Annotated in this window: 17 protein-coding genes; 16 read left to right on the top strand and 1 reads right to left on the bottom strand. The window is 41.5% G+C overall.

Annotated elements, in window-relative coordinates; all coding sequences use genetic code 11:
- Positions 1 to 159: 159 nt before the first annotated feature.
- The 10 genes from K5Q29_RS08615 to K5Q29_RS08570 all read left to right on the top strand — a co-directional run bounded on the left by K5Q29_RS08615 (position 160) and on the right by K5Q29_RS08570 (position 11,395).
- Complete coding sequence (locus tag K5Q29_RS08615) at positions 160 to 1,236, top strand: aspartate-semialdehyde dehydrogenase (RefSeq protein ID WP_105139601.1); 1,077 nt, start codon at positions 160 to 162, stop codon at positions 1,234 to 1,236.
- Positions 1,237 to 1,308: 72 nt separating this feature from the next.
- Positions 1,309 to 2,244 carry a 4-hydroxy-tetrahydrodipicolinate synthase gene (gene dapA / locus K5Q29_RS08610; RefSeq protein WP_044759666.1) on the top strand — a complete coding sequence of 312 codons (936 nt, stop codon included), beginning with the start codon at positions 1,309 to 1,311 and terminating at the stop codon, positions 2,242 to 2,244.
- Between the two features lie 281 nt (positions 2,245 to 2,525).
- Positions 2,526 to 3,878 (top strand): FAD-dependent oxidoreductase, encoded by a 1,353-nt coding sequence (locus tag K5Q29_RS08605; RefSeq protein WP_105139602.1) that lies wholly within the window; start codon positions 2,526 to 2,528, stop codon positions 3,876 to 3,878.
- Positions 3,868 to 5,331, top strand: a complete 1,464-nt coding sequence (locus tag K5Q29_RS08600) for a helix-turn-helix domain-containing protein (RefSeq protein ID WP_105139603.1) — start codon at positions 3,868 to 3,870, stop codon at positions 5,329 to 5,331. The genes K5Q29_RS08605 and K5Q29_RS08600 overlap by 11 nt, the downstream gene beginning before the upstream one ends.
- A gap of 228 nt (positions 5,332 to 5,559) precedes the next feature.
- Positions 5,560 to 7,074, top strand: a complete 1,515-nt coding sequence (gene glpK, locus K5Q29_RS08595) for a glycerol kinase GlpK (protein WP_044759663.1) — start codon at positions 5,560 to 5,562, stop codon at positions 7,072 to 7,074.
- 75 nt (positions 7,075 to 7,149) lie between these two features.
- Entirely contained in the window at positions 7,150 to 8,979 is a 1,830-nt protein-coding gene (gene glpO, locus K5Q29_RS08590; protein ID WP_105139604.1) for a type 1 glycerol-3-phosphate oxidase, read from the top strand.
- Between the two features lie 13 nt (positions 8,980 to 8,992).
- Positions 8,993 to 9,700 carry an MIP/aquaporin family protein gene (locus K5Q29_RS08585; protein ID WP_024407584.1) on the top strand — a complete coding sequence of 236 codons (708 nt, stop codon included), beginning with the start codon at positions 8,993 to 8,995 and terminating at the stop codon, positions 9,698 to 9,700.
- A gap of 129 nt (positions 9,701 to 9,829) precedes the next feature.
- Positions 9,830 to 10,720 (top strand): VOC family protein, encoded by an 891-nt coding sequence (locus K5Q29_RS08580; protein WP_105139605.1) that lies wholly within the window; start codon positions 9,830 to 9,832, stop codon positions 10,718 to 10,720.
- Between the two features lie 72 nt (positions 10,721 to 10,792).
- Positions 10,793 to 10,939 (top strand): hypothetical protein, encoded by a 147-nt coding sequence (locus K5Q29_RS08575; RefSeq protein WP_172699690.1) that lies wholly within the window; start codon positions 10,793 to 10,795, stop codon positions 10,937 to 10,939.
- A 69-nt stretch (positions 10,940 to 11,008) separates the two neighbouring features.
- Positions 11,009 to 11,395, top strand: coding sequence for an alpha/beta hydrolase (locus K5Q29_RS08570; RefSeq protein WP_239515225.1), 387 nt, complete (start codon positions 11,009 to 11,011; stop codon positions 11,393 to 11,395).
- Positions 11,396 to 11,423: 28 nt separating this feature from the next.
- Here the strand turns inward: K5Q29_RS08570 and pepF are convergent, their stop codons facing one another.
- On the bottom strand, positions 11,424 to 13,214 hold the full coding sequence (gene pepF / locus K5Q29_RS08565) for an oligoendopeptidase F (RefSeq protein ID WP_105139607.1): 1,791 nt from the start codon (positions 13,212 to 13,214) through the stop codon (positions 11,424 to 11,426).
- A gap of 166 nt (positions 13,215 to 13,380) precedes the next feature.
- Here pepF and K5Q29_RS08560 point away from each other — a divergent pair, with 166 nt between their 5' ends.
- From K5Q29_RS08560 to K5Q29_RS10780, 6 genes are all read left to right on the top strand, one after another.
- Positions 13,381 to 13,719 carry an ATP cone domain-containing protein gene (locus K5Q29_RS08560; protein WP_002935455.1) on the top strand — a complete coding sequence of 113 codons (339 nt, stop codon included), beginning with the start codon at positions 13,381 to 13,383 and terminating at the stop codon, positions 13,717 to 13,719.
- 185 nt (positions 13,720 to 13,904) lie between these two features.
- Positions 13,905 to 15,272 carry a H2O-forming NADH oxidase gene (gene nox / locus K5Q29_RS08555; protein ID WP_012775051.1) on the top strand — a complete coding sequence of 456 codons (1,368 nt, stop codon included), beginning with the start codon at positions 13,905 to 13,907 and terminating at the stop codon, positions 15,270 to 15,272.
- Positions 15,273 to 15,418: 146 nt separating this feature from the next.
- Entirely contained in the window at positions 15,419 to 16,630 is a 1,212-nt protein-coding gene (locus tag K5Q29_RS08550; RefSeq protein ID WP_105139608.1) for a Fic family protein, read from the top strand.
- Positions 16,631 to 16,795: 165 nt separating this feature from the next.
- Complete coding sequence (gene pcrA, locus K5Q29_RS08545) at positions 16,796 to 19,075, top strand: DNA helicase PcrA (protein WP_105139609.1); 2,280 nt, start codon at positions 16,796 to 16,798, stop codon at positions 19,073 to 19,075.
- A gap of 2 nt (positions 19,076 to 19,077) precedes the next feature.
- Positions 19,078 to 19,464, top strand: coding sequence for a hypothetical protein (locus K5Q29_RS08540; protein WP_105139610.1), 387 nt, complete (start codon positions 19,078 to 19,080; stop codon positions 19,462 to 19,464).
- Positions 19,465 to 19,716: 252 nt separating this feature from the next.
- A complete protein-coding gene (locus tag K5Q29_RS10780) occupies positions 19,717 to 20,073 on the top strand; it encodes a hypothetical protein (protein ID WP_313770364.1) in 357 nt (118 codons plus the stop codon).
- Positions 20,074 to 20,111: the final 38 nt, after the last annotated feature.

Genomic DNA, 20,111 nt, shown 5'->3' with positions numbered 1-20,111 from the left:
TAACAGTTGAGTATGTCCATCTAAACTTGTGAATAGAGGTTCGAAGTAATTGCCTTGGGAAATTCTTTCTCAGGGCTTTTCATTTGAAAAAATTATGATATAATTGTTAAATATAAAATATTTAGAAAATTTTGAAGAATTGACTTAAAGGAGATTTCTATGGCCTATGTAGTAGCTGTTGTTGGTGCCACTGGTGCAGTCGGTGCCCAAATGATTAAAATGTTGGAAGAGTCAACACTTCCAATCAAGAAAGTGCGTTTCCTTGCTTCTGCCCGTTCAGCAGGCAAGACCTTGCAGTTCAAGGGACAGGATATTGTCATTGAAGAAACAACAGAAACAGCCTTTGAAGGAGTGGATATTGCCCTCTTCTCAGCTGGTGGCTCTACATCTGCCAAGTATGCTCCTTACGCTGTAAAAGCAGGAGCTGTAGTAGTTGACAATACCTCTTACTTCCGTCAAAATCCAGATGTTCCGTTGGTTGTTCCTGAGGTAAATGCTCACGCACTGGATGCCCACAATGGTATCATTGCATGTCCAAACTGCTCAACCATTCAAATGATGGTTGCCTTGGAGCCTGTTCGTCAGAAATGGGGCTTGGAGCGGATCATCGTATCTACTTATCAGGCAGTTTCTGGAGCTGGTATGGGAGCTATCTTGGAAACGCAAGCTCAATTGCGTGCAGTCTTGAATGATGGTGTTGAGCCAAAAGCTGTAGAAGCAAACATTCTTCCTTCTGGAGGCGATAAGAAGCACTACCCAATTGGTTTCAATGCGATTCCGCAAATCGACCTCTTCACTGAAAATGACTACACTTATGAAGAGATGAAGATGACAAAAGAGACTAAGAAAATCATGGAAGATGACAGTATTGCTGTTTCTGCAACCTGCGTCCGTATTCCAGTCTTGTCAGCTCACTCTGAGTCTGTTTACATTGAAACTAAAGAAATTGCTCCGATTGATGAGGTAAAAGCAGCCATTGCAGCCTTCCCAGGTGCTGTTTTGGAAGATGATGTGGCAAACCAAGTATATCCGCAAGCCATTAATGCTGTTGGTAGCCGTGATACCTTTGTTGGTCGTATCCGTAAAGATTTGGATAAGGAAAACGGTATTCACATGTGGGTTGTTTCTGACAACTTGCTCAAAGGTGCTGCATGGAACTCTGTTCAAATCGCTGAAACCCTTCATGAGCGTGGTCTAGTTCGTCCAACGGCAGACTTGAAATTTGAATTGAAATAATTTCATTAATCCAAAGTACACAAAAGGCTGCACTCAGCCTTTTTTAGCAACAATCAGTAAGAGAGGAAGCCTATGTCTATTCAAGATTTACGTGATGTAAAAATTATTACAGCAATGATTACCCCTTTCAAAGAAGATGGCTCGATTAATTTTGAAGTTTTACCCGAATTGATTGAGCATCTGTTGTCCCATCACACAGAAGGGATTTTATTAGCAGGAACAACTGCCGAAAGTCCAACCCTGACACATGAGGAAGAACTGGAACTATTTGGTGCTGTGCAAAAGATTGTCAACGGTCGTGTTCCCTTGATTGCAGGTATTGGTACAAACGATACGCGCGACTCGATTGAGTTTGCTAAGGAAGTCGCAGCATTCGGCGGCTTTGCGGCAGGTCTTGCCATTGTGCCTTACTACAACAAACCCTCTCAAGAGGGAATGTATCAGCACTTCAAGGCTATTGCGGATGCCTCTGATTTGCCAATCATTATCTACAATATCCCAGGTCGTGTCGTGGTTGAAATGACACCAGAAACAATGTTACGTTTGGCTGAGCATCCAAACATCATCGGTGTTAAAGAGTGTACAAGCCTTGCCAACATGGCTTACCTTATTGAGCATAGACCTGACGACTTCTTGATTTATACAGGTGAGGATGGCGATGCTTTCCATGCAATGAACTTGGGAGCAGATGGTGTGATTTCTGTTGCATCTCACACGAATGGTGATGAGATGTATGAAATGTTTACAGCCATCGAACAACAAGATATTCGAACAGCAGCAGCTATTCAACGCAGGTTCATTCCGAAAGTCAATGCCCTCTTCTCCTACCCAAGTCCTGCACCAGTTAAGGCAGTTCTCAACTATCTTGGATTTGAAGTTGGTCCACTCCGCTTGCCGTTGGTTCCATGCCCAGAAGAAGATGCCAAACGCATTATCAAAGTAGTCGTTGACGGCGACTACGAAGCAACTAAAGCGACCGTAACAGGAGTCGTACGACCAGATTATTAAAACAGTCAGGGAACTGTTTCAGCAGGTCACCAAGAAATACGAAAGTGACCACAGAAGAACTGAGCTTGAAAATAAAAAAGCGAAGTATTTTTACGTGAGTTAGAGCATAAAGAGTGAGGAATTTGGAAAACGATTAACCAAGTGGAGCTTCTTGTCATCTTCGTCGTTTTATTTAAGTTTACACAAGCACATCAGTTATCTGGTGTGCTTTTCCAGTTGCGAGCCTTTTCAATTTTTTGGCATTCTTGATATAATAACTAAAAACGATAAAAGGATTAAGCATGAATATTGTTATTATAGGCGCCTCCTTTGCTGGTTTAAGCGCAGCTTTGGAATGTCGAAAATTGTATCAAAATGCTCAGATAACACTAATTGATAGAGAAAAAGATGTGGCTTACTTTCCAAATACCTTGAATTGGAAAGTGGCAGGAAAAATTTCTGGTTGGGAAGATGCGAAGATTTCTTTGTTCAGTGAGGTGCAGCATGCAGCTATTTCTTGTCTTTTTGAAACAGAATGTCTCGCAGTTTATCCTGAAATGCGAAAGGTAAAGATACGGCATCATCAAGATATAGGTGATATTATTTATGACCGACTAATATTGGCTATGGGAGCTAGTCAGACATGGGAATGGGGAACGGAAGAACTTCAGGACTATCTAATTCGTTCAAAAACGCTATCTCAAGCACAAGCTAGTCTAGAGAAATTGACAGATGCAAAAACAGTTGCAGTGATCGGGGCAGGACAGATTGGTTTGGAAAGCTTGGATGCACTTAGCCAGTTGGATTTGAATTTGCATGTGTTTGAGGCGCAAGATTCACTCCTTGCAAAGTACGTTGATGAGGATATGATTGCACCGATTCGTCGAGAGATAGAAAAACGAGGAATCCAACTTCATTTATCCGAAACAGTCAATCAGATAACGATTGATACTCAGGAAGAACAGCTGGTTTGTCATACAGTCACAGGTAACTATCAAGCTGATTTAGTCTTACCATCCACCAATTTGACGCCCAATATTCAGCTAGTGAAAGATAGGCTAAAAATGACTGCAGAAGGGACTGTATGGGTGGATGAGTTTCTTGAAACAAGCCAAGAGAATATTTTTGCTGTAGGTGATTTGGTTAGTCTCCCAGTAGATTATTTTGGACAGGCATATCTTCCGATGATTCATCATGCGATTATGACAGGGAGGATGGCTGCTCGAAATTTGCAAAAGAGGATTGCTCCTATTAAGAGAGCCCAGCGGATTGTTTCTAGTCATGTATTTGGTTATTATATAACTAGCCTTGGCTTGACCGAGAGCGAGGCGAGCTTGTGGTTGGAGAGTAAATCAATTCGGATTAGAAGACCATATAGCCAGTGGGAACCAACTTTAGTAGATTTCAAGCTGATTGTCGAAGAAACGAGTGGACGCATCATAGGGGGACAACTCGTTTCTACTGCAGATTATATTGAGCAGATGGATGTACTGTCTCTTGCGATTGCAAAGGATTTGACCGTCTTTGACTTGGTAGAACATTCTTGGCTCTGTCTTCCTGGAAATACTCCTCTGGTCCCCTTCATCGTAGAGGCCGCTCAAGAGTATATTCGGCAATTTTATCAGGTTGATGGGGAGGGTGTCTATGCGGATTGATTCCTTATTGGAAAAGCGTGAGCGCGCCATTTATCAGCTTCTCCTCTACTTAGAAGATAGGAAAGAGGCACCATCACTAAAGGATATTTGTTACTATTTAGAATTGTCAAAATCAACTCTTCTTCGCTATATTGTATCTTTCAATGAAGAAGCAGAAGCAGCCGACTTGGGACTTTCTTTTCAACTCGAAGATGAAAAGGTCTTTTTGAAGAAAAAGGCCAGTTTGAGTCTTCATCGTATCCTAGCCTATCTCTGTCAAACCAGTACCAAATATCAAATTATTGTTTATTTATCTGATAAGGAAGAGGTCTCTATTCAACAGCTGGCTCAAGAATTGCTGATAAGCGAAGCGACTCTGAATCGCCATCTTGCCTCTTTGAACCAGATATTGGCAGAATTTGGTATTGGAATCAAAAGCGGTCGTCTAAAAGGTAGTGAGCTTCAAATACGGTACTTTTTACATCAAATGTTGAGTTTGACTACTAGGAGAGCGGAATTACAAGAAGAGTTTGTGCTTAGGAAAATAGAGGCCTTATTGCCGGTTTTCGAACGCTTCTATCAATCGCCGCTCAATCCCAAGCAAGCCCATCGTCTTTTATTGTGGTTAATGATTTCACAGCAACGATCTCGATTGCGACAGCTAGATTTTAAGCCCCTTTACAAATTGATGGAACCCTATCAAGAACATAAGTTTTACCGACGTTTGAGAAAGATGTATTTTACACTAAGTCAGCAACAATCCACCTCTTTCCAAGAAGGGGAGATTATGGCGTTGTTTGCTTTCCTGTTTAGCCATTTCATTTTAGCGCCGCATCAATTAGAGCAGGTTCTTGGTTTCGGTGGGCCGATTATGGAAGCTACCTCTTTGGCTCTTCAGAAATTACGGTTATATTTTGAGGAAAATTTACCAGTCTCAGAAGAAGCGCTCTATCATTTGAACCAAATTATGAGCCAGCTATACTTCTTTTATTCTTCCGTTGAACTGGAAGAAGTAGAAGCTTCTAGTTTTTATCCAGAAGCAGAAGACTTGCTAAAAGACGTCTATAAATCAGTTTTTCATAGAAAAGTCAATAAAGAAATAAGGAACTCTTATCTGACAAATATTGCGGATTTGTATATTTATTTTGGTCAGGTCCAGCCTATACAGGTCAAGGTTGCTTTTGCTTCTTCCCTACACGAGGTTCTATCCTATCCTCTCTTGTTGCAACTAAGGGAGAAGTTAGAAGGCAATCGTCAGGTTCTTATTGAGCCCTATCAAGCAGGGTATGACTATGATTTGATCATTACAGATTACCTCGAAAATACAAGCCTTCCAATTTATTGCCTAGGAAATCGATTGAAAATCCAAGACATTGTACAATTAAAGGCATGGATACAGGAGATATACCATCAAAAGTCCTGTCAATCAGAGATTATGGCGACCAAAACTTCTTTTCCTATCGAGCATCGCTAGACAATGTCAGATAGTCTTTGTGAAAAATGTAAGTGCATTTAACCTTGAAAAATTTATTTTATAAATTCTGATAACAGTTGATAGAATCATCTTTCTAGCCACTGCTTATCAGATTTTTTTATTTTTTTGAAAAAAATGATAGGAAAAATTCACAAGAATGGGTTAGAATAGAATTACCAAGAAAACGGAAGCGTTTTCAAAAAAGATAAACAAACAGGAGGGAGACCTATGTCTACTGAAAAATACATCATGGCCATTGACCAAGGAACTACAAGTTCACGTGCCATTATCTTCAATAAAAAAGGTGAAAAAGTTGGCAGTTACCAAAAAGAGTTTACGCAAATTTTTCCTAAACCAGGTTGGGTTGAACACAACGCCAATGAAATTTGGAATTCTGTTCAGTCTGTGATTGCAGGGTCCTTTATCGAAAGTGGTGTTCGTCCTGATCAGATTGAAGGAATTGGTATTACTAACCAGCGTGAAACAACCGTTGTCTGGGATAAGGAAACAGGTCTTCCGATTTACAATGCCGTTGTCTGGCAATCTCGTCAAACAGCTCATATTGCTGACCAGCTGAAAGCGGATGGTCACGCAGACATGATTCATAAAAAGACTGGACTTGTAGTCGACGCCTACTTCTCAGCAACCAAAGTTCGTTGGATTTTGGACCAAGTTCCTGGAGCGCAGGAACGTGCTGAAAAAGGTGAGATTCTGTTTGGAACCATTGATACTTGGTTGGTATGGAAATTGACCGATGGGAAATGCCATGTGACGGATTATTCAAACGCAGCTCGTACCATGCTCTACAACATTGAAGAGTTGAAATGGGATGATGAAATTTTATCTCTTCTCAATATTCCAAAAGCCATGTTGCCAGAAGTGCGTTCAAACTCTGAAGTTTATGGAAAGACAGCTCCATTCCATTTCTATGGCGCAGAAGTGCCAATCTCAGGTATGGCAGGTGACCAACAGGCAGCTCTATTTGGACAATTGGCATTTGAGCCAGGTATGGTGAAAAATACTTACGGAACTGGTTCCTTCATCGTGATGAATACAGGTGAAGAGATGCAGTTGTCACAGAACAACCTTCTCACAACAATTGGCTATGGTATCGGCGGCAAAGTCTATTATGCGCTTGAAGGATCTATCTTTATCGCTGGTTCGGCGGTTCAATGGCTCCGTGACAGCATGCGAATGGTGACTACATCACCTGAGTCAGAAGAGCTTGCTCGTAAGTCTACCAGCAATGATGAAGTCTATGTTGTTCCAGCCTTTACAGGACTTGGAGCTCCGTATTGGAACTCAGATGCGCGTGGCTCAGTCTTTGGTCTCACTCGTGGTACAACAAAAGAAGACTTCGTCAAAGCAACGCTTCAATCCATTGCCTACCAAGTTCGTGATGTTATTGATACCATGCAATTGGATACAGGTATTGATATTTCTGTCTTGAAGGTTGACGGTGGTGCAGCAATGAACAGCCTCCTCATGCAATTCCAAGCAGATATTTTAGGTATTGAAATCGCACGCGCTCAAAACCTTGAAACTACAGCCCTTGGAGCAGCATTCTTAGCAGGTTTAGCAGTTGGCTTCTGGAAAGATTTGGATGAATTGAAAGAACTCAACGCTGTCGGGCAATCTTTCCAACCAACCATGAACGAAGCTCGTAAAGAACAACTTTATAAGGGATGGAAAAAAGCTGTCGCAGCAACTCAACTATTTGCAGAAGTGGATGAAGAGCAATAAAGGACTTGTTAGCTAGGGGAAAGGATTCTTTCTTATAGCTAAACAATTCTATCAGAATGTTAGGAAGTGAATCGTATGGAATTTTCAAAAGAAACAAGACGCTTAGCTATTGAGCGAATGCAGGATCGTCAACTTGACCTCTTGATTATCGGGGGTGGTATTACGGGTGCTGGTGTGGCTTTGCAGGCAGCAGCAAGCGGTATGGAAACAGCCTTGATTGAAATGCAAGACTTTGCAGAAGGGACTTCAAGTCGCTCAACCAAATTGGTCCACGGTGGTCTTCGCTACCTCAAACAATTTGATGTGGAAGTGGTATCGGATACCGTATCTGAACGTGCGGTAGTACAAAACATTGCTCCACATATTCCCAAACCAGACCCAATGTTGCTCCCAGTCTATGATGAAGAAGGTTCAACCTTTAGTCTTTTCCGTTTGAAAGTGGCTATGGATCTCTATGACCTCTTGGCTGGAGTCAACAATACCGATATGGCCAATAAGGTCTTGACCAAGGAGGAAGTGCTGGAACGTGAACCAAACTTGAAGCAAGAAGGCTTGATTGGTGGCGGTGTCTACCTCGACTTCCGCAACAATGATGCTCGCTTGGTTATTGAAAATATCAAACGTGCAGCTAAAGACGGTGCCTTGATTGCCAGTCGCGTCAAAGCTGAGAAATTTATCAAGGATGAGGCTGGAAAAGTTGTCGGTATCGTCGCTCGTGACTTGCTGACAGACAGCACCTTTGAAATTCGTGCGCGTTTGGTCATCAATACAACAGGACCATGGAGTGATGAAGTCCGTAATCTGGGTGGCGAAGGCTCAGGTGTCCTTCAAATGCGTCCAACCAAGGGTGTGCACTTGGTGGTAGACAGTTCTCGCTTGTCTGTGCCACAGCCGACTTATTTTGATACTGGTCACGCAGATGGTCGCATGGTCTTTGTCCTTCCACGTGAAAATAAAACCTACTTTGGTACGACAGATACAGACTACACTGGCGATTTGGCGAATCCGATGGTAACTCAAGAAGACGTTGACTACCTGCTTGATATTGTCAACAATCGCTTCCCAGAAGCAAATTTGACCCTGGATGATATCGAGAGCGGTTGGGCAGGTCTTCGTCCCCTCTTGTCTGGAAATGGTGCTTCTGACTACAATGGTGGAAATAACGGAAAACTCAGCGATGACAGCTTTAATAGCTTGATTGAAACCGTCAAAGGCTATTTGAACAATGAAAAGACACGTGACGATGTGGAACACGATTTGACACATTTGGAAGGCAGTGTTTCTGAAAAACACTTGGATCCGTCTGCTGTATCACGTGGCTCTGCCCTTGATCGTGATGACAATGGTTTGCTTACCCTTGCAGGTGGTAAAATCACAGACTTCCGTAAGATGGCAGAAGGTGCCTTGGAAAAAGTGGCAGACATCCTCAAAGAAGAACATGGCCGCAGCTTCAAACTCATCAATTCTAAGACTTACCCAGTCTCTGGTGGTGAATTGAACCCAACTAACGTAGCAGAAGAAATCGAACATCTTGCTCAACTAGGTGTGAAGAAAGGTCTTGTCTATGATGATGCACTTTACTTGGCAAACTTGTACGGCTCAAATGCGCCAAAAGTATTTGCCTTGAACCATAAGGTAGAAGCCGTTTCTGACTTGAACAAGCGTGACTTGCTTTCCCTTCACTATGCTATGAAGGAAGAAATGACCTTGACTGCAGTTGACTATCTTCTCCGTCGTACCAACTACATGCTCTTTATGCGTGAGCAGTTGGATGCAGTAGCACCAGACATTTTGAAAGAAATGGCAGCGTACTATGCTTGGTCAGAAGAAGAAGTTGCGCAACAGGAACAATTGTTGGCTGATACGCTTGTTAAGAATGATTTGACCTATTTGAAAGAAAAATAGAAAGAGGTGCATGATGACAAATGAATTAATCGGTGAAGTGTTGGGAACCGCCTTACTAGTCTTACTAGGTAATGGTGTGGTAGCAGGAGTAGTACTAGATAAGAGTAAGGCCAAGGATGCTGGTTGGATTGTAATCACAATTGGTTGGGGTCTGGCAGTAGCCATGGCAGCTTTTGTGAGTGGTTTATTGGGACCTGCCCACCTCAACCCAGCGGTATCAATTGCAATGGCTTTCGCAGGAAATCTCCCATGGGCTTCTGTAGTCCCTTACATTCTTGCCCAATTCCTCGGAGCCTTTATCGGAAGTATCTTGGTCTACCTCATGTACAAAGATCACTACGATGCAACAGAAGACACTGGTGCTGTATTGGCAACTTTCTCTACTGGTCCTGCCATCCGCAACCTTGTTTCCAATACAATTAGCGAAGCAATCGGAACCTTTGTTTTGGTCTTGGGATTACTGGCTTTCGGTCAGTATGATTTTCCAACAGGTCTTGGCACTTTAATCGTCGGCGGTTTGATTGTTTCCCTCGGAGTTTCTCTTGGTGGTCCAACAGGATATGCCCTAAATCCTGCGCGTGACCTTGGTCCTCGTATCATGCATGCCATTCTTCCATTGAAGCACAAGGGAGATTCGGATTGGAGTTATGCTTGGGTACCAGTAGTTGGTCCAATCATCGGAGGCTTGCTTGCGGCTCTCCTTTATGGTCTCATTTTTTAAGAAATATCCTTCTCTAATCAGCAATGGTTAGGGAAGTTTTTTTACTTGGCTGTTAATCGTGAGCAAAAGATTATAATTTATCAATAATTAGTGATAAAATGGGTCTATCATAATCAGCGAGGTCATCTTATGAACAATACAGGTATTCATCACATTTCAAGCTTGGTAGGAAATATTCACCAAGCCTATCATTTTTATCATCATATTCTCGGATTAAAATTGACATTGAAAACTGTCAATCAAGAAGATTCAAGTATGTATCATCTCTTTTTCGGTGATAATGGAGGCCGCTATGGAACGGAATTTACCATTTTTGATATGCCCAGTCATCCTAGTCATCGATCAGGCAGTAATCGTTTGGAACGAACTGTTTTTCTGGTTAAAGATTATGCTGCCTTGGAATTTTGGCAGAAAAGATTGACAGAGTTTGAAGTGGAAAACGAAGGAATTCAGGCCTTTGGAAATGGACATATTTTAAATTTCCAAGATGAAGATGGGCAGTTGCTTGGCTTGACCTATCATGACTCAATTGGAGAAATGTTTCCGTATGAAACAGATGAAATTTCGTCGGAATACGCCATTCTTGGTATTGCCAGTCTTCACATGCGAATTCGTGAAGAAAAGGCATTACTAAGTTTGCTGACGGAAACCTTTGGATTTGTCGAGGAAAGCCGATTTGTCTTTGAAGATAAGATGGTGATTTCGCTACTCTTTGACAACACCTTCCAACATCGACTTTATTTGATTCTTGACCAAGAGTCGCCAATCAGTGTGATGGGAGTCGGGGCCATTCATCATATTGCATTTGGTGTCTTAGATGAGTCTGACTTGGAAGACCTGATTAGTCGCTTAAATCTCATCAATTGTCCACATTCTGGGATTATCAATCGAGATTTCATGCATTCCCTGTACTTCCGAGCGCCCAATTATCTCATGTTTGAGGTCGCGACCATGGCTGGCGAAAGAGAGGCTGCCATGCCAAGACAAGATAAGTTGCTAGATAATGTTGAACTGTTCTAACCAAGTTTCTTTGAAGAGGACAGACAGGAAATCGAAAAAAATCTCTCCCAGCGTTATTAGGAGAAATGAAGTATGGATTATTGCTTTATCAAAGGGACCAGTCCCCGTCTCTTGGTCTTTTTCCACGGTACTGGCGGCAACAAGAAATCAATGCTTTTTCTCCGCCAACAGCTGGACCTAGAAGCCTCCGTGCTTTCCTTGGATGGAAGTTGGGGCTAGGGTAGGGACAGGCGTTTCTTTGCTCCGCTGATTGACGGTCAGCTGGAACTTGTCGACTTTGAAAAGCGCTTGTCGGCTTTTCTGGATTTTTGGCAGGACTTAGACATTCAGCCCTACCAACAGATTACCTTCGTTGGCTTTTCAAATGGTGCCAACTTCATCATTGGCTTGTTGACCAAACAGTCAAACCTGGCGGACAATTATATCTTGCTCCACCCTTCGGCTTTAGATTATGCGTTTCCTATGCAAAATAGCAGAGCAGAGATTTTGTTTACACTGGGGCAGAATGACCCATATGTCGACCCAGTCGCACTTGAAAATCTTGTAGATGACTGGCAAGAGTCAGCCTTTCCCAGAGCCAACCTAGCTCGTTTTGACAAAGGACATTTTCTAAGCCAGGACGAATTGACCTATGTGGGAAAATGGTACCAAGAAAGAACAGACAAAAAGGCCTGAACCTATAAGTTCAAGCCTTTAAGAGTTATTAGATTAAGGATTCCAATTTATCCACCAATGAACCAACATAGGCGATGGTTTCTTTGAGTGGTTGGTCTGTTGAAACGTCGACACCTGCGTGTTTAGCAAGGTCTTGGGCAGAAAGACTTGCACCGAGTGACAAGGTTTCCAACCATTTTTCAACAACTTCTTCAGGATGTTCTTCCAATTGCTTAGCCATAGCCGTACCGATGGTCAAACCAGCTGAGTAGGTATATGGATACAAACCAATGTAGTAGTGCGGTTGACGCATCCAGATAAGACCTGCATCGTCACCGATTTCAAAGTCTTCACCCCAGAATTCCTTGATGACATCCAACTTGATTTGGCAGAGAATATCACCATTGAGGTATTCTTCATTGTCCAAACGAGTGTAGACTTCACGTTGGAAGGCTGCTTCAAGCAAGTGAGTCACCATGTTGTGGAAGTAAGTACGGCTAATCAACTCGCTAATCAAGTAAGCCTGGAAGCCAGGGTCTTGGTTGTTTTTCAAAAGGGTGTTACATGTTAGGACTTCATTAGCAGTAGAAGGTGCCTCGATGAAGTAAAGGGATGGATCGTAGCTGAGGACGCTTTGTTTCTTAGCTAATTGGAAATGACCAGCATGTCCCAATTCGTGAGCCAATACCAAGACTTCGTTCATCAAACCTGTCCATGAAAGTAAGATGTAAGATGGTCCATCATAAAGAGTAGCACAGAAGCCACCAGTAGCCTTACCTTCGTTTTGAGCGAAGTCAATCCAACGCTCATCAAATGATTGTTCAATCATTTTCACATAATCTTCACCAAGAAGGCCCAAGCAGTCAATCAAGAATTGTTTGGATTCTTCTGGAGTAATGCGTTGGTTGTATTCAGATGGTAGACTGATTTTCAAGTCAGCATGAGTGATTTTATCCAAACCATGAGCCTTGGCAACCAATTTCACATAGCGACGCATGTGAGGAGCCAATTCCTTCATGATGACATCAATCTGACGGTCGAAGAGGTCGCGGGAGACATTTTGACTGTGCAAGAGGAAGTCAATCGTATTGTCAAAACCACGCAAACGAGCTTCGATTTGCTCGTTTTTGATATGAGACAAATAAGTTGCTGCAGTTGTATTCTTGTATTTCTTCAAGGTTGAATAGAAACCAGCAGCTGAATTGCGACGGATTTCGGTATCATGGCTGAGTTCATAATCATTTTCAAAGAGCACATAGCTATTGCCGAGTGTTTCGCCATTTGCCTCGAAGTTACCAAAGGTCATATCTTCAAACTTGGTCACACCGTAGTTATTATATGGCTGACCAAAGGTTGGGGCGAAGTTTGAGAGAAGTTCTTCTTGTAGCGGATGGAGTTGATGCGGTTTGTCTCGTAAAATTGCATCGAAGAAAGCAGCCCATTGTGGTTGTTCTTCTTTTAATTCAAGAAGAAAGGCTTCATCTAATTGACCAAGTTCTGAATAGAGGAAATCTCGTTGAGGACGTGCCTTGGCAGAAACAAGGTCGTATTCGTTGGCCAGGCTCGCCAATTCAGTATTCATCTTATCGACTTCCAAAGGAAGGAAGGCATAGTGGGAAAGTCTGCTATCAAGAATAACGATTTTTTCGTATTCTGTTAAGGCGGAAACGATGGTATCCTTATCAGTTAGCTTCCCTTTGTAATTCGATTCGAAAGCTGTCACTTGCTTAGCGTAGGCTGCCAAATTTTCTTTGTAGTTATCAGGGGTCGGAAATAGAATGTCCGTATCCCAAGTTAATTGCACATCAATTTCTTGACGTTTAGGCATTGCGTTTGTCATGATTTTCTCCTTATTTCATTTTAATAGGTCCATTATATCATACTAAAGGGCTTTCAGCGAAAATAAGCCAAGGCAAAATTTATGAAAAAGAATACTTGACAAAATGCATAAAAACCTAGATAATGTAAGTATGAAAGGGTTTACTGAAAACCAGAAAGGAGCTTTTATGCAAGTCATTAAACGTAGTGGAGAGATTGTTGAATTTGACCCAGATAAAATCTACCAAGCCATCATTAAAGCTGCACAGACAGTTTATGTCATTGATGAAACTTGGCGGAAAAATCTTGCACAGGTCACAAAGAAAGTAGTGCTTGACTTGGAAGAAGCTCATACAGAGCGACCAACGATTAGCATGGTTCAGTCGCAAGTTGAACACCGTCTTTTAGATGCAGGGTATATTTCTATTGCTGAGCATTACATTTCCTATCGCTTGCAACGTGATTTGGAACGTAACGGCTATGGCGATAAGATTATTGTACATCTGCGTTTTGAACAAGTACGTTAAGAGAAACCTAGAGAAATCTAGGTTTTTTGCTTTTATATATCTTTACATTGTTTAAAGAAAATAGCATTTCAAAAACTTTTTGAAAAAAATGTGATATTCTGAGCATATTTTTTGAAATCGGTAACATTTGTATTGTATAATATAGTTCGTAAAAAAATATATTTTCGAAAGTGAGATTTTACATTATGGCTAAAATCGTTGTTGTCGGTGCTAACCATGCTGGTACTGCCGCAATCAAAACTATGTTGACAAATTATGGTCAAGAAAACGAAATCGTTGTATTTGACCAAAACTCAAATATTTCATTCTTGGGTTGTGGTATGGCTTTGTGGATCGGTGAGCAAATTGGCGGTCCTGAAGGACTTTTCTACTCAAACAAAGAAGAGTTGGAGAGCTTGGGCGCGACAGTATACATGGAATCACCTGTTACAAATATTGACTATGATGCCAAAACAGTTACAGCGCTTGTAAATGGTCAAGAACATGTTGAATCATTTGAAAAACTTCTTTTCGCAACTGGTTCACAACCTATCTTGCCACCAATCAAAGGTGCTGAAATCAAAGAAGGTTCTCTTGAATTTGAAGCAACTCTTGAAAACTTGCAATTCGTTAAATTGTACCAAAACTCAGCAGATGTTATTGAAAAATTGAAAAACAAAGACATCAACCGCGTCGCAGTTGTTGGTGCTGGTTACATCGGTGTTGAGCTTGCGGAAGCATTCCAACGTAAAGGTAAAGAAGTAGTACTTATTGACGTTGTGGATACATGTTTAGCTGGGTACTATGACCGTGACTTATCAGACCTTATGGCTAAAAACTTGGAAGAGCATGGTATCAAACTTGCCTTCGGCGAAACTGTTAAAGAGGTTGCTGGTAATGGTAAAGTTGAGAAAATCATCACTGACAAGAACGAATACGATGTTGATATGGTTATCTTGGCTGTTGGTTTCCGTCCAAACACTGCGCTTGCAGGTGAAGGAATCGAGCGTTTCCGTAACGGTGCCTTCCTTGTAAACAAACGCCAAGAAACTTCTATCCCAGGCGTTTATGCTATCGGTGACTGTGCAACTATCTACGACAACGCTACTGGCGACACAAGCTACATCGCTTTGGCTTCAAACGCAGTACGTACTGGTATCGTAGCAGCTCACAACATCTGTGGCACTGACCTTGAAGGTATCGGTGTACAAGGTTCTAACGGTATCTCTATCTACGGTCTTAACCTTGTATCAACTGGTTTGACACTTGAAAAAGCTACTCGTCTTGGTTTGAACGCTGCTGTTACTGAAGTAACAGACAACCAAAAACCAGAATTCATGGAGCACGGCAACTTCCCAGTTACAATCAAGATTGTTTACGATAAAGATTCACGTCGTATCCTTGGTGCGCAAATGGCTGCTCGTGAAGACATCTCATTAGGTATCCACCTCTTCTCATTGGCAATCCAAGAAGGTGTAACAATCGAAAAATTGGCCTTGACAGACTTGTTCTTCTTGCCACACTTCAACAAACCTTACAACTACATCACAGTAGCTGCCTTGGGTGCTGAATAATCAATTGAATACAAAAGAAAAGCTCAGAGATAACTCTGGGCTTTTTTAGTAAAAATTGAAATTATATTTAAAAATATCAAAAAACTTGAATTGAATTTTAAAAAATGGTAAAATTTTAGAAATTCAAAAACAAAAGAGGTGTTTTTATGTACAAAAGACTAGAAATTGTGAGTTATTCTGATTTTGATAATTATGAAGCGGACTATCAAAAACGCTTTGATAGTCTAGCTACCATAAAAACAGGATTGACAATCAACCCTTTTTCAAAGAGGGAACAAAGAAGGTTGGCAGATAAACACCAATTGTTCTATGTATTGCTTCCGAACCATGTCATGGATATTGAAAAGATTTATAAAAATAGCCAACTTCTTTCTAATTTTGATTTATCAAGCGTTCAGATGCAAAAGCTATTCTATTTGCAAATCATTGATGAAATCCAAAGTACCAATGATATGGAAGGAGTCAAATCTACTCGTAAAGAAATAAAGGAGGCATATAACTCTCTAGATAAAAATAAAAGGTTTTCTGGAATCGTTTCGATGTACAATTCTATTTTGAAAAATGAATTTGAGAAAATAGATTCTTTATCTAAATTTAGGAATATTTATGATCAATTATTTTTAGATGAGATGCCAGAAGATGAAAAGCCTGATGGAGAGCTTTTTAGAAAAAAAGTGATTTATGTCGGAGATGGAAATTCCTATGTTCACCAAGGGAATTCCTCGGAGTTTTCGATTAATGAAGATTTAACGAAGTTAATCATTTTTATGAATAATCCGGAGATTCCTCTTATTATCAAATCAATTATTACGCACTATTTTTTTGAGTATGTACATCCCTTCTATGATGGAAATGGTAGAATGGGGCGTTTCCTAATGTCATCCTATCTGTCTAGAAAATTAGATTTTTTAACAGGGTTGTCTCTGTCTGAGTCTGTTTTGCAAAATAAGAGTAAGTATGAGGAGGGTTTCTCAATTACTTCTCACCCTAAAAATAGAGGTGATTTGACCCCGTTTGTAGGGACCATGCTAGAAATCATTTTAAACGCGCAAGAGAACATGAAGACTAAGTTGGGCAAGTTGAAGTCACAATTAGATAGAGTGTGGATCTTGATAGATGGTCTAGACCTGACGGAACCTCAAAAAGAATTGTTGTTTATACTTTCCCAAGATAAGCTTTTTGATGTTTTGCATACTGGCGTCAGCAACAAGGAATTAACCAAAGCATTTGGCGGAAAATACAAAAGAACGAAAGTTGACTCTATTCTGAAATCACTTGAAGGAATGGGCTTGGTGACAAAAGTGAAATCATCCCCAGTCATTTATGAAGTTAGTCCTGATTTGATAAAAGATATTTAATAGCACCGGCCTCGGCTGGGCTTTTTTGGCGCTTGCTACTAATGACCCTCCAAATTTGGAAATTCATCACTCAACGATTAGTTGATCTTTCTAATTTACCACCTGCCCTAAAAATGATTTTTTGGTATAATGGAGAGAATGATTTTTTAGAGAAAGTAAGAGAAAATGAACCCATTATTAAACGGAATGAATGACAGACAGGCAGAAGCGGTACAGACGACGGAAGGTCCGCTATTGATTATGGCAGGGGCTGGTTCGGGTAAGACGCGAGTTCTGACCCACCGTATCGCCTATTTGATTGATGAAAAAATGGTCAATCCTTGGAATATCCTAGCCATTACCTTTACCAACAAAGCAGCGCGTGAGATGAAGGAGCGGGCCTACGCCCTCAATCCTGCTACACAAGACTGTTTGATAGCCACCTTCCACTCCATGTGCGTACGGATTTTGCGTCGAGATGCTGACCATATTGGTTATAATCGCAATTTTACGATTGTTGATCCAGGTGAGCAACGCAGTCTCATGAAACGGATTTTGAAAAATCTCAATCTAGACCCGAAAAAGTGGAGTGAACGCTCAATCTTGGGAACCATTTCTAATGCCAAAAACGACTTGATTGATGACAAGGCATTTAAAGCCCAGGCAGGCGACCTATACACGCAGATTGTTGCTAAATGCTACACGGCTTATCAAAAGGAAATCAGACAGTCAGAGGCCGTTGACTTTGATGATTTGATCATGTTGACGCTCCGCCTTTTTGACCAAAATCCAGAGGTCCTGACCTATTACCAGCAGAAATTCCAGTACATCCATGTCGATGAGTATCAGGATACCAACCATGCCCAGTACCAATTGGTCAAGCTCCTGGCATCACGTTTCAAGAATATCTGCGTGGTCGGAGATGCGGACCAGTCTATCTATGGTTGGCGTGGTGCGGATATGCAAAATATCCTGGACTTTGAAAAGGATTATCCAGAGAGCAAGGTTGTCCTTTTGGAGGAAAACTATCGTTCGACCAAGAACGTCTTGCAGGCTGCCAATGAGGTCATCGAAAACAACCGCAATCGCCGTCCTAAAAAACTCTGGACACAGAATGCCCAAGGGGATTTGATTACCTACTATCGTGCCAGAGATGAGAATGACGAGGCGATTTTTGTCGCAGGGCAGATTGACCAGTTGCACCGAGAAGGTAAGGCTTATAAGGATTTTGCAGTTCTCTATCGGACCAATGCCCAATCCCGTACCATTGAAGAAGCCCTGCTCAAATCCAACATTCCCTATACCATGGTTGGAGGCACCAAGTTCTACAGCCGTAAGGAAATCCGAGATGTGATTTCTTATTTGAATATCATCGCAAATCCATCGGACAATATCTCCTATGAACGCATTGTTAATGAGCCGAAACGTGGCGTTGGACCTGGTACGGTTGACAAACTCCGTGATTTTGCGACCAGCCACAGCATGTCCCTGCTAGAAGCCTCTCAGGATATTATGTTGTCGCCGATTAAAGGGAAGGCAGCACAGGCAGTCTTTGACCTAGCCAATCTCCTCTATAATCTTCGTAATCAATTAGACAACTTGACGGTTACCCAAGTAGTCGAGGCAGTATTGAACCAAACAGGCTACATCGATGCCCTTGCAGCACAAAATACGCTGGAAGCCAATGCTCGCATTGAAAACATCCAGGAATTCCTTTCTGTTACCAAAAACTTTGATGAAAAGGATGCTGAGGAAGAAGAGACAGGTCTGGATCGGTTGACACGCTTCCTGCTTGATTTGGCACTGATTGCTGATACAGATGATGGCGATACAGAATCTTCAGAAGTGACCCTCATGACTCTCCATGCGGCCAAGGGGCTGGAATTTCCAGTCGTATTCCTGATTGGTATGGAGGAAAATGTCTTCCCACTCAGTCGTGCAGCAGAAGAAGAGGACGAATTGGAAGAAGAACGTCGTTTGGCTTACGTAGGCATCACTCGTGCTGAGCAGACCCTCTACCTGACCAATGCCAATTCTCGACTTCTTTTCGGTCGCACCAACTACAACCAACCAAGCCGCTTTATCCGAGAAATTTCCAGTGATCTGCTTGACTACCAAGGGCTCGCTCGTCCAGCCAATACTAGCTTTAAGGCTTCTTATGTCAATGGCAGAGCGACACAGTTTGGGCAAGGCATGAGTTTGCAACAAGCCATGCAAAGCCGAAAAGCATCCGTACAACCATCGGCCAAGCTCGGAGGCAGTATGCCTTTCGCATCAAGTAACAAATCGTCTGGCTCAGGCACCAACTGGTCAGTTGGTGACATCGCAGTCCACAAGAAATGGGGCCGCGGAACAGTCCTTGAAGTATCAGGCTCAGGCAGCAATCAAGAACTCAAAATCAATTTCCCAGAAATGGGACTTAAGAAAGTCTTGGCAAGCTTAGCACCGATTAGTAAGGAAGAGTAGGGATGAATCTTCAGGTACAATTTTTTCAAAATGATGTTATAAAAGCCATCAAGGGAGGAGTATATCAAATTTCACTTCAGAAAGTTGGTGGTGAACGGCGTGTCTTGTATATCGGTGAATCATTTTCTATGCTGATAAGATGTGCACAACATTTATATCAGTTAAGAAAATACCCAGAGTATTTAGGGATGACCACTGAAATCCTTCGTGATCAAAACCTTATCTTAATGTTTGAAATTCTAGAGCTTGAAGAAGCGATGGGAGTCAGAAGAAATAAAGAAAAGGAATACATTAAGAAGTGTACACCCTTGTTACAGAGTGGACTTAGTGATCGTATGCTATCCATTCCTAGGAAAAAAGAAGCGGTGGCTAATTTTCTGGAAATATAGATAGTGCTTAAAATACAATGCATTAAATGTGTTGTATTTTTTTATTTATAGTCTTCGAAAATCAAAATTATCCGTTGTCAACTTGCCTTGATGAACTCCAGTTCTATCTTCGGCTTCGTTTCCTAGGCTACTTTTGATTTTCATTGAGTATCATTTGTTACTTGATGATATGTCTGTAGATTTGTAATTTTTTTCAAAAGAGTCACATTAACCGATAAACTTGTGGTAAAATATTATGGAAAAGGAGATATTGTGAAAAGATTTAGACAATTATTTGGACTAGGACTTCTTATGGGTGTTGTAATCCTATTCCTGTACGGGATCGGTGATTTGGAAAAGACTGAAGAACGACGCATACAGAGTAAAAATCTTGAACAAATGTTTCAAAAAAACTCAGATGCCTATGCTTGGATTCGGGTGGAAGGAACGAAAATTAACTACCCTGTTCTGCAACATCCGACAGATGACACCTACTATTTAACCCATGATGCAGAAGGAAATGAGACTCAGTACGGTGCTATTTTCTACCATTTGTCAAGTTCATCAAGGTATTTGACGAAAAATATTTTGTGTCTCGTAATCCAAATAAGGAAATTATTTTATTTTTGACTAAAGTTTAGTGTAAAAAGTGTATACAAAAGCAACAC

Source organism: Streptococcus sp. 2018037, from assembly GCF_019754195.1.
GTDB lineage: Bacteria > Bacillota > Bacilli > Lactobacillales > Streptococcaceae > Streptococcus > Streptococcus hashimotonensis.
The sequence above is the reverse complement of the archived record's forward strand: the minus strand, read 5'-3'. Positions and strand labels throughout refer to the sequence as shown.

Excerpts from the sequence above, each read along its gene's own strand:
- nox (WP_012775051.1), top strand. The coding sequence starts at position 13,905 with ATGGCTAAAATCGTTGTTGTCGGTGCTAACCATGCTGGTACTGCCGCA.
- glpK (WP_044759663.1), top strand. The coding sequence starts at position 5,560 with ATGTCTACTGAAAAATACATCATGGCCATTGACCAAGGAACTACAAGT.
- K5Q29_RS08615 (WP_105139601.1), top strand. The coding sequence starts at position 160 with ATGGCCTATGTAGTAGCTGTTGTTGGTGCCACTGGTGCAGTCGGTGCC.
- glpO (WP_105139604.1), top strand. The coding sequence starts at position 7,150 with ATGGAATTTTCAAAAGAAACAAGACGCTTAGCTATTGAGCGAATGCAG.
- K5Q29_RS08560 (WP_002935455.1), top strand. The coding sequence starts at position 13,381 with ATGCAAGTCATTAAACGTAGTGGAGAGATTGTTGAATTTGACCCAGAT.
- pepF (WP_105139607.1), bottom strand. The coding sequence starts at position 13,214 with ATGACAAACGCAATGCCTAAACGTCAAGAAATTGATGTGCAATTAACT.
- K5Q29_RS08585 (WP_024407584.1), top strand. The coding sequence starts at position 8,993 with ATGACAAATGAATTAATCGGTGAAGTGTTGGGAACCGCCTTACTAGTC.
- dapA (WP_044759666.1), top strand. The coding sequence starts at position 1,309 with ATGTCTATTCAAGATTTACGTGATGTAAAAATTATTACAGCAATGATT.
- K5Q29_RS08540 (WP_105139610.1), top strand. The coding sequence starts at position 19,078 with ATGAATCTTCAGGTACAATTTTTTCAAAATGATGTTATAAAAGCCATC.
- K5Q29_RS08550 (WP_105139608.1), top strand. The coding sequence starts at position 15,419 with ATGTACAAAAGACTAGAAATTGTGAGTTATTCTGATTTTGATAATTAT.
- K5Q29_RS08600 (WP_105139603.1), top strand. The coding sequence starts at position 3,868 with ATGCGGATTGATTCCTTATTGGAAAAGCGTGAGCGCGCCATTTATCAG.
- K5Q29_RS08605 (WP_105139602.1), top strand. The coding sequence starts at position 2,526 with ATGAATATTGTTATTATAGGCGCCTCCTTTGCTGGTTTAAGCGCAGCT.
- K5Q29_RS08580 (WP_105139605.1), top strand. The coding sequence starts at position 9,830 with ATGAACAATACAGGTATTCATCACATTTCAAGCTTGGTAGGAAATATT.
- pcrA (WP_105139609.1), top strand. The coding sequence starts at position 16,796 with ATGAACCCATTATTAAACGGAATGAATGACAGACAGGCAGAAGCGGTA.
- K5Q29_RS08575 (WP_172699690.1), top strand. The coding sequence starts at position 10,793 with ATGGATTATTGCTTTATCAAAGGGACCAGTCCCCGTCTCTTGGTCTTT.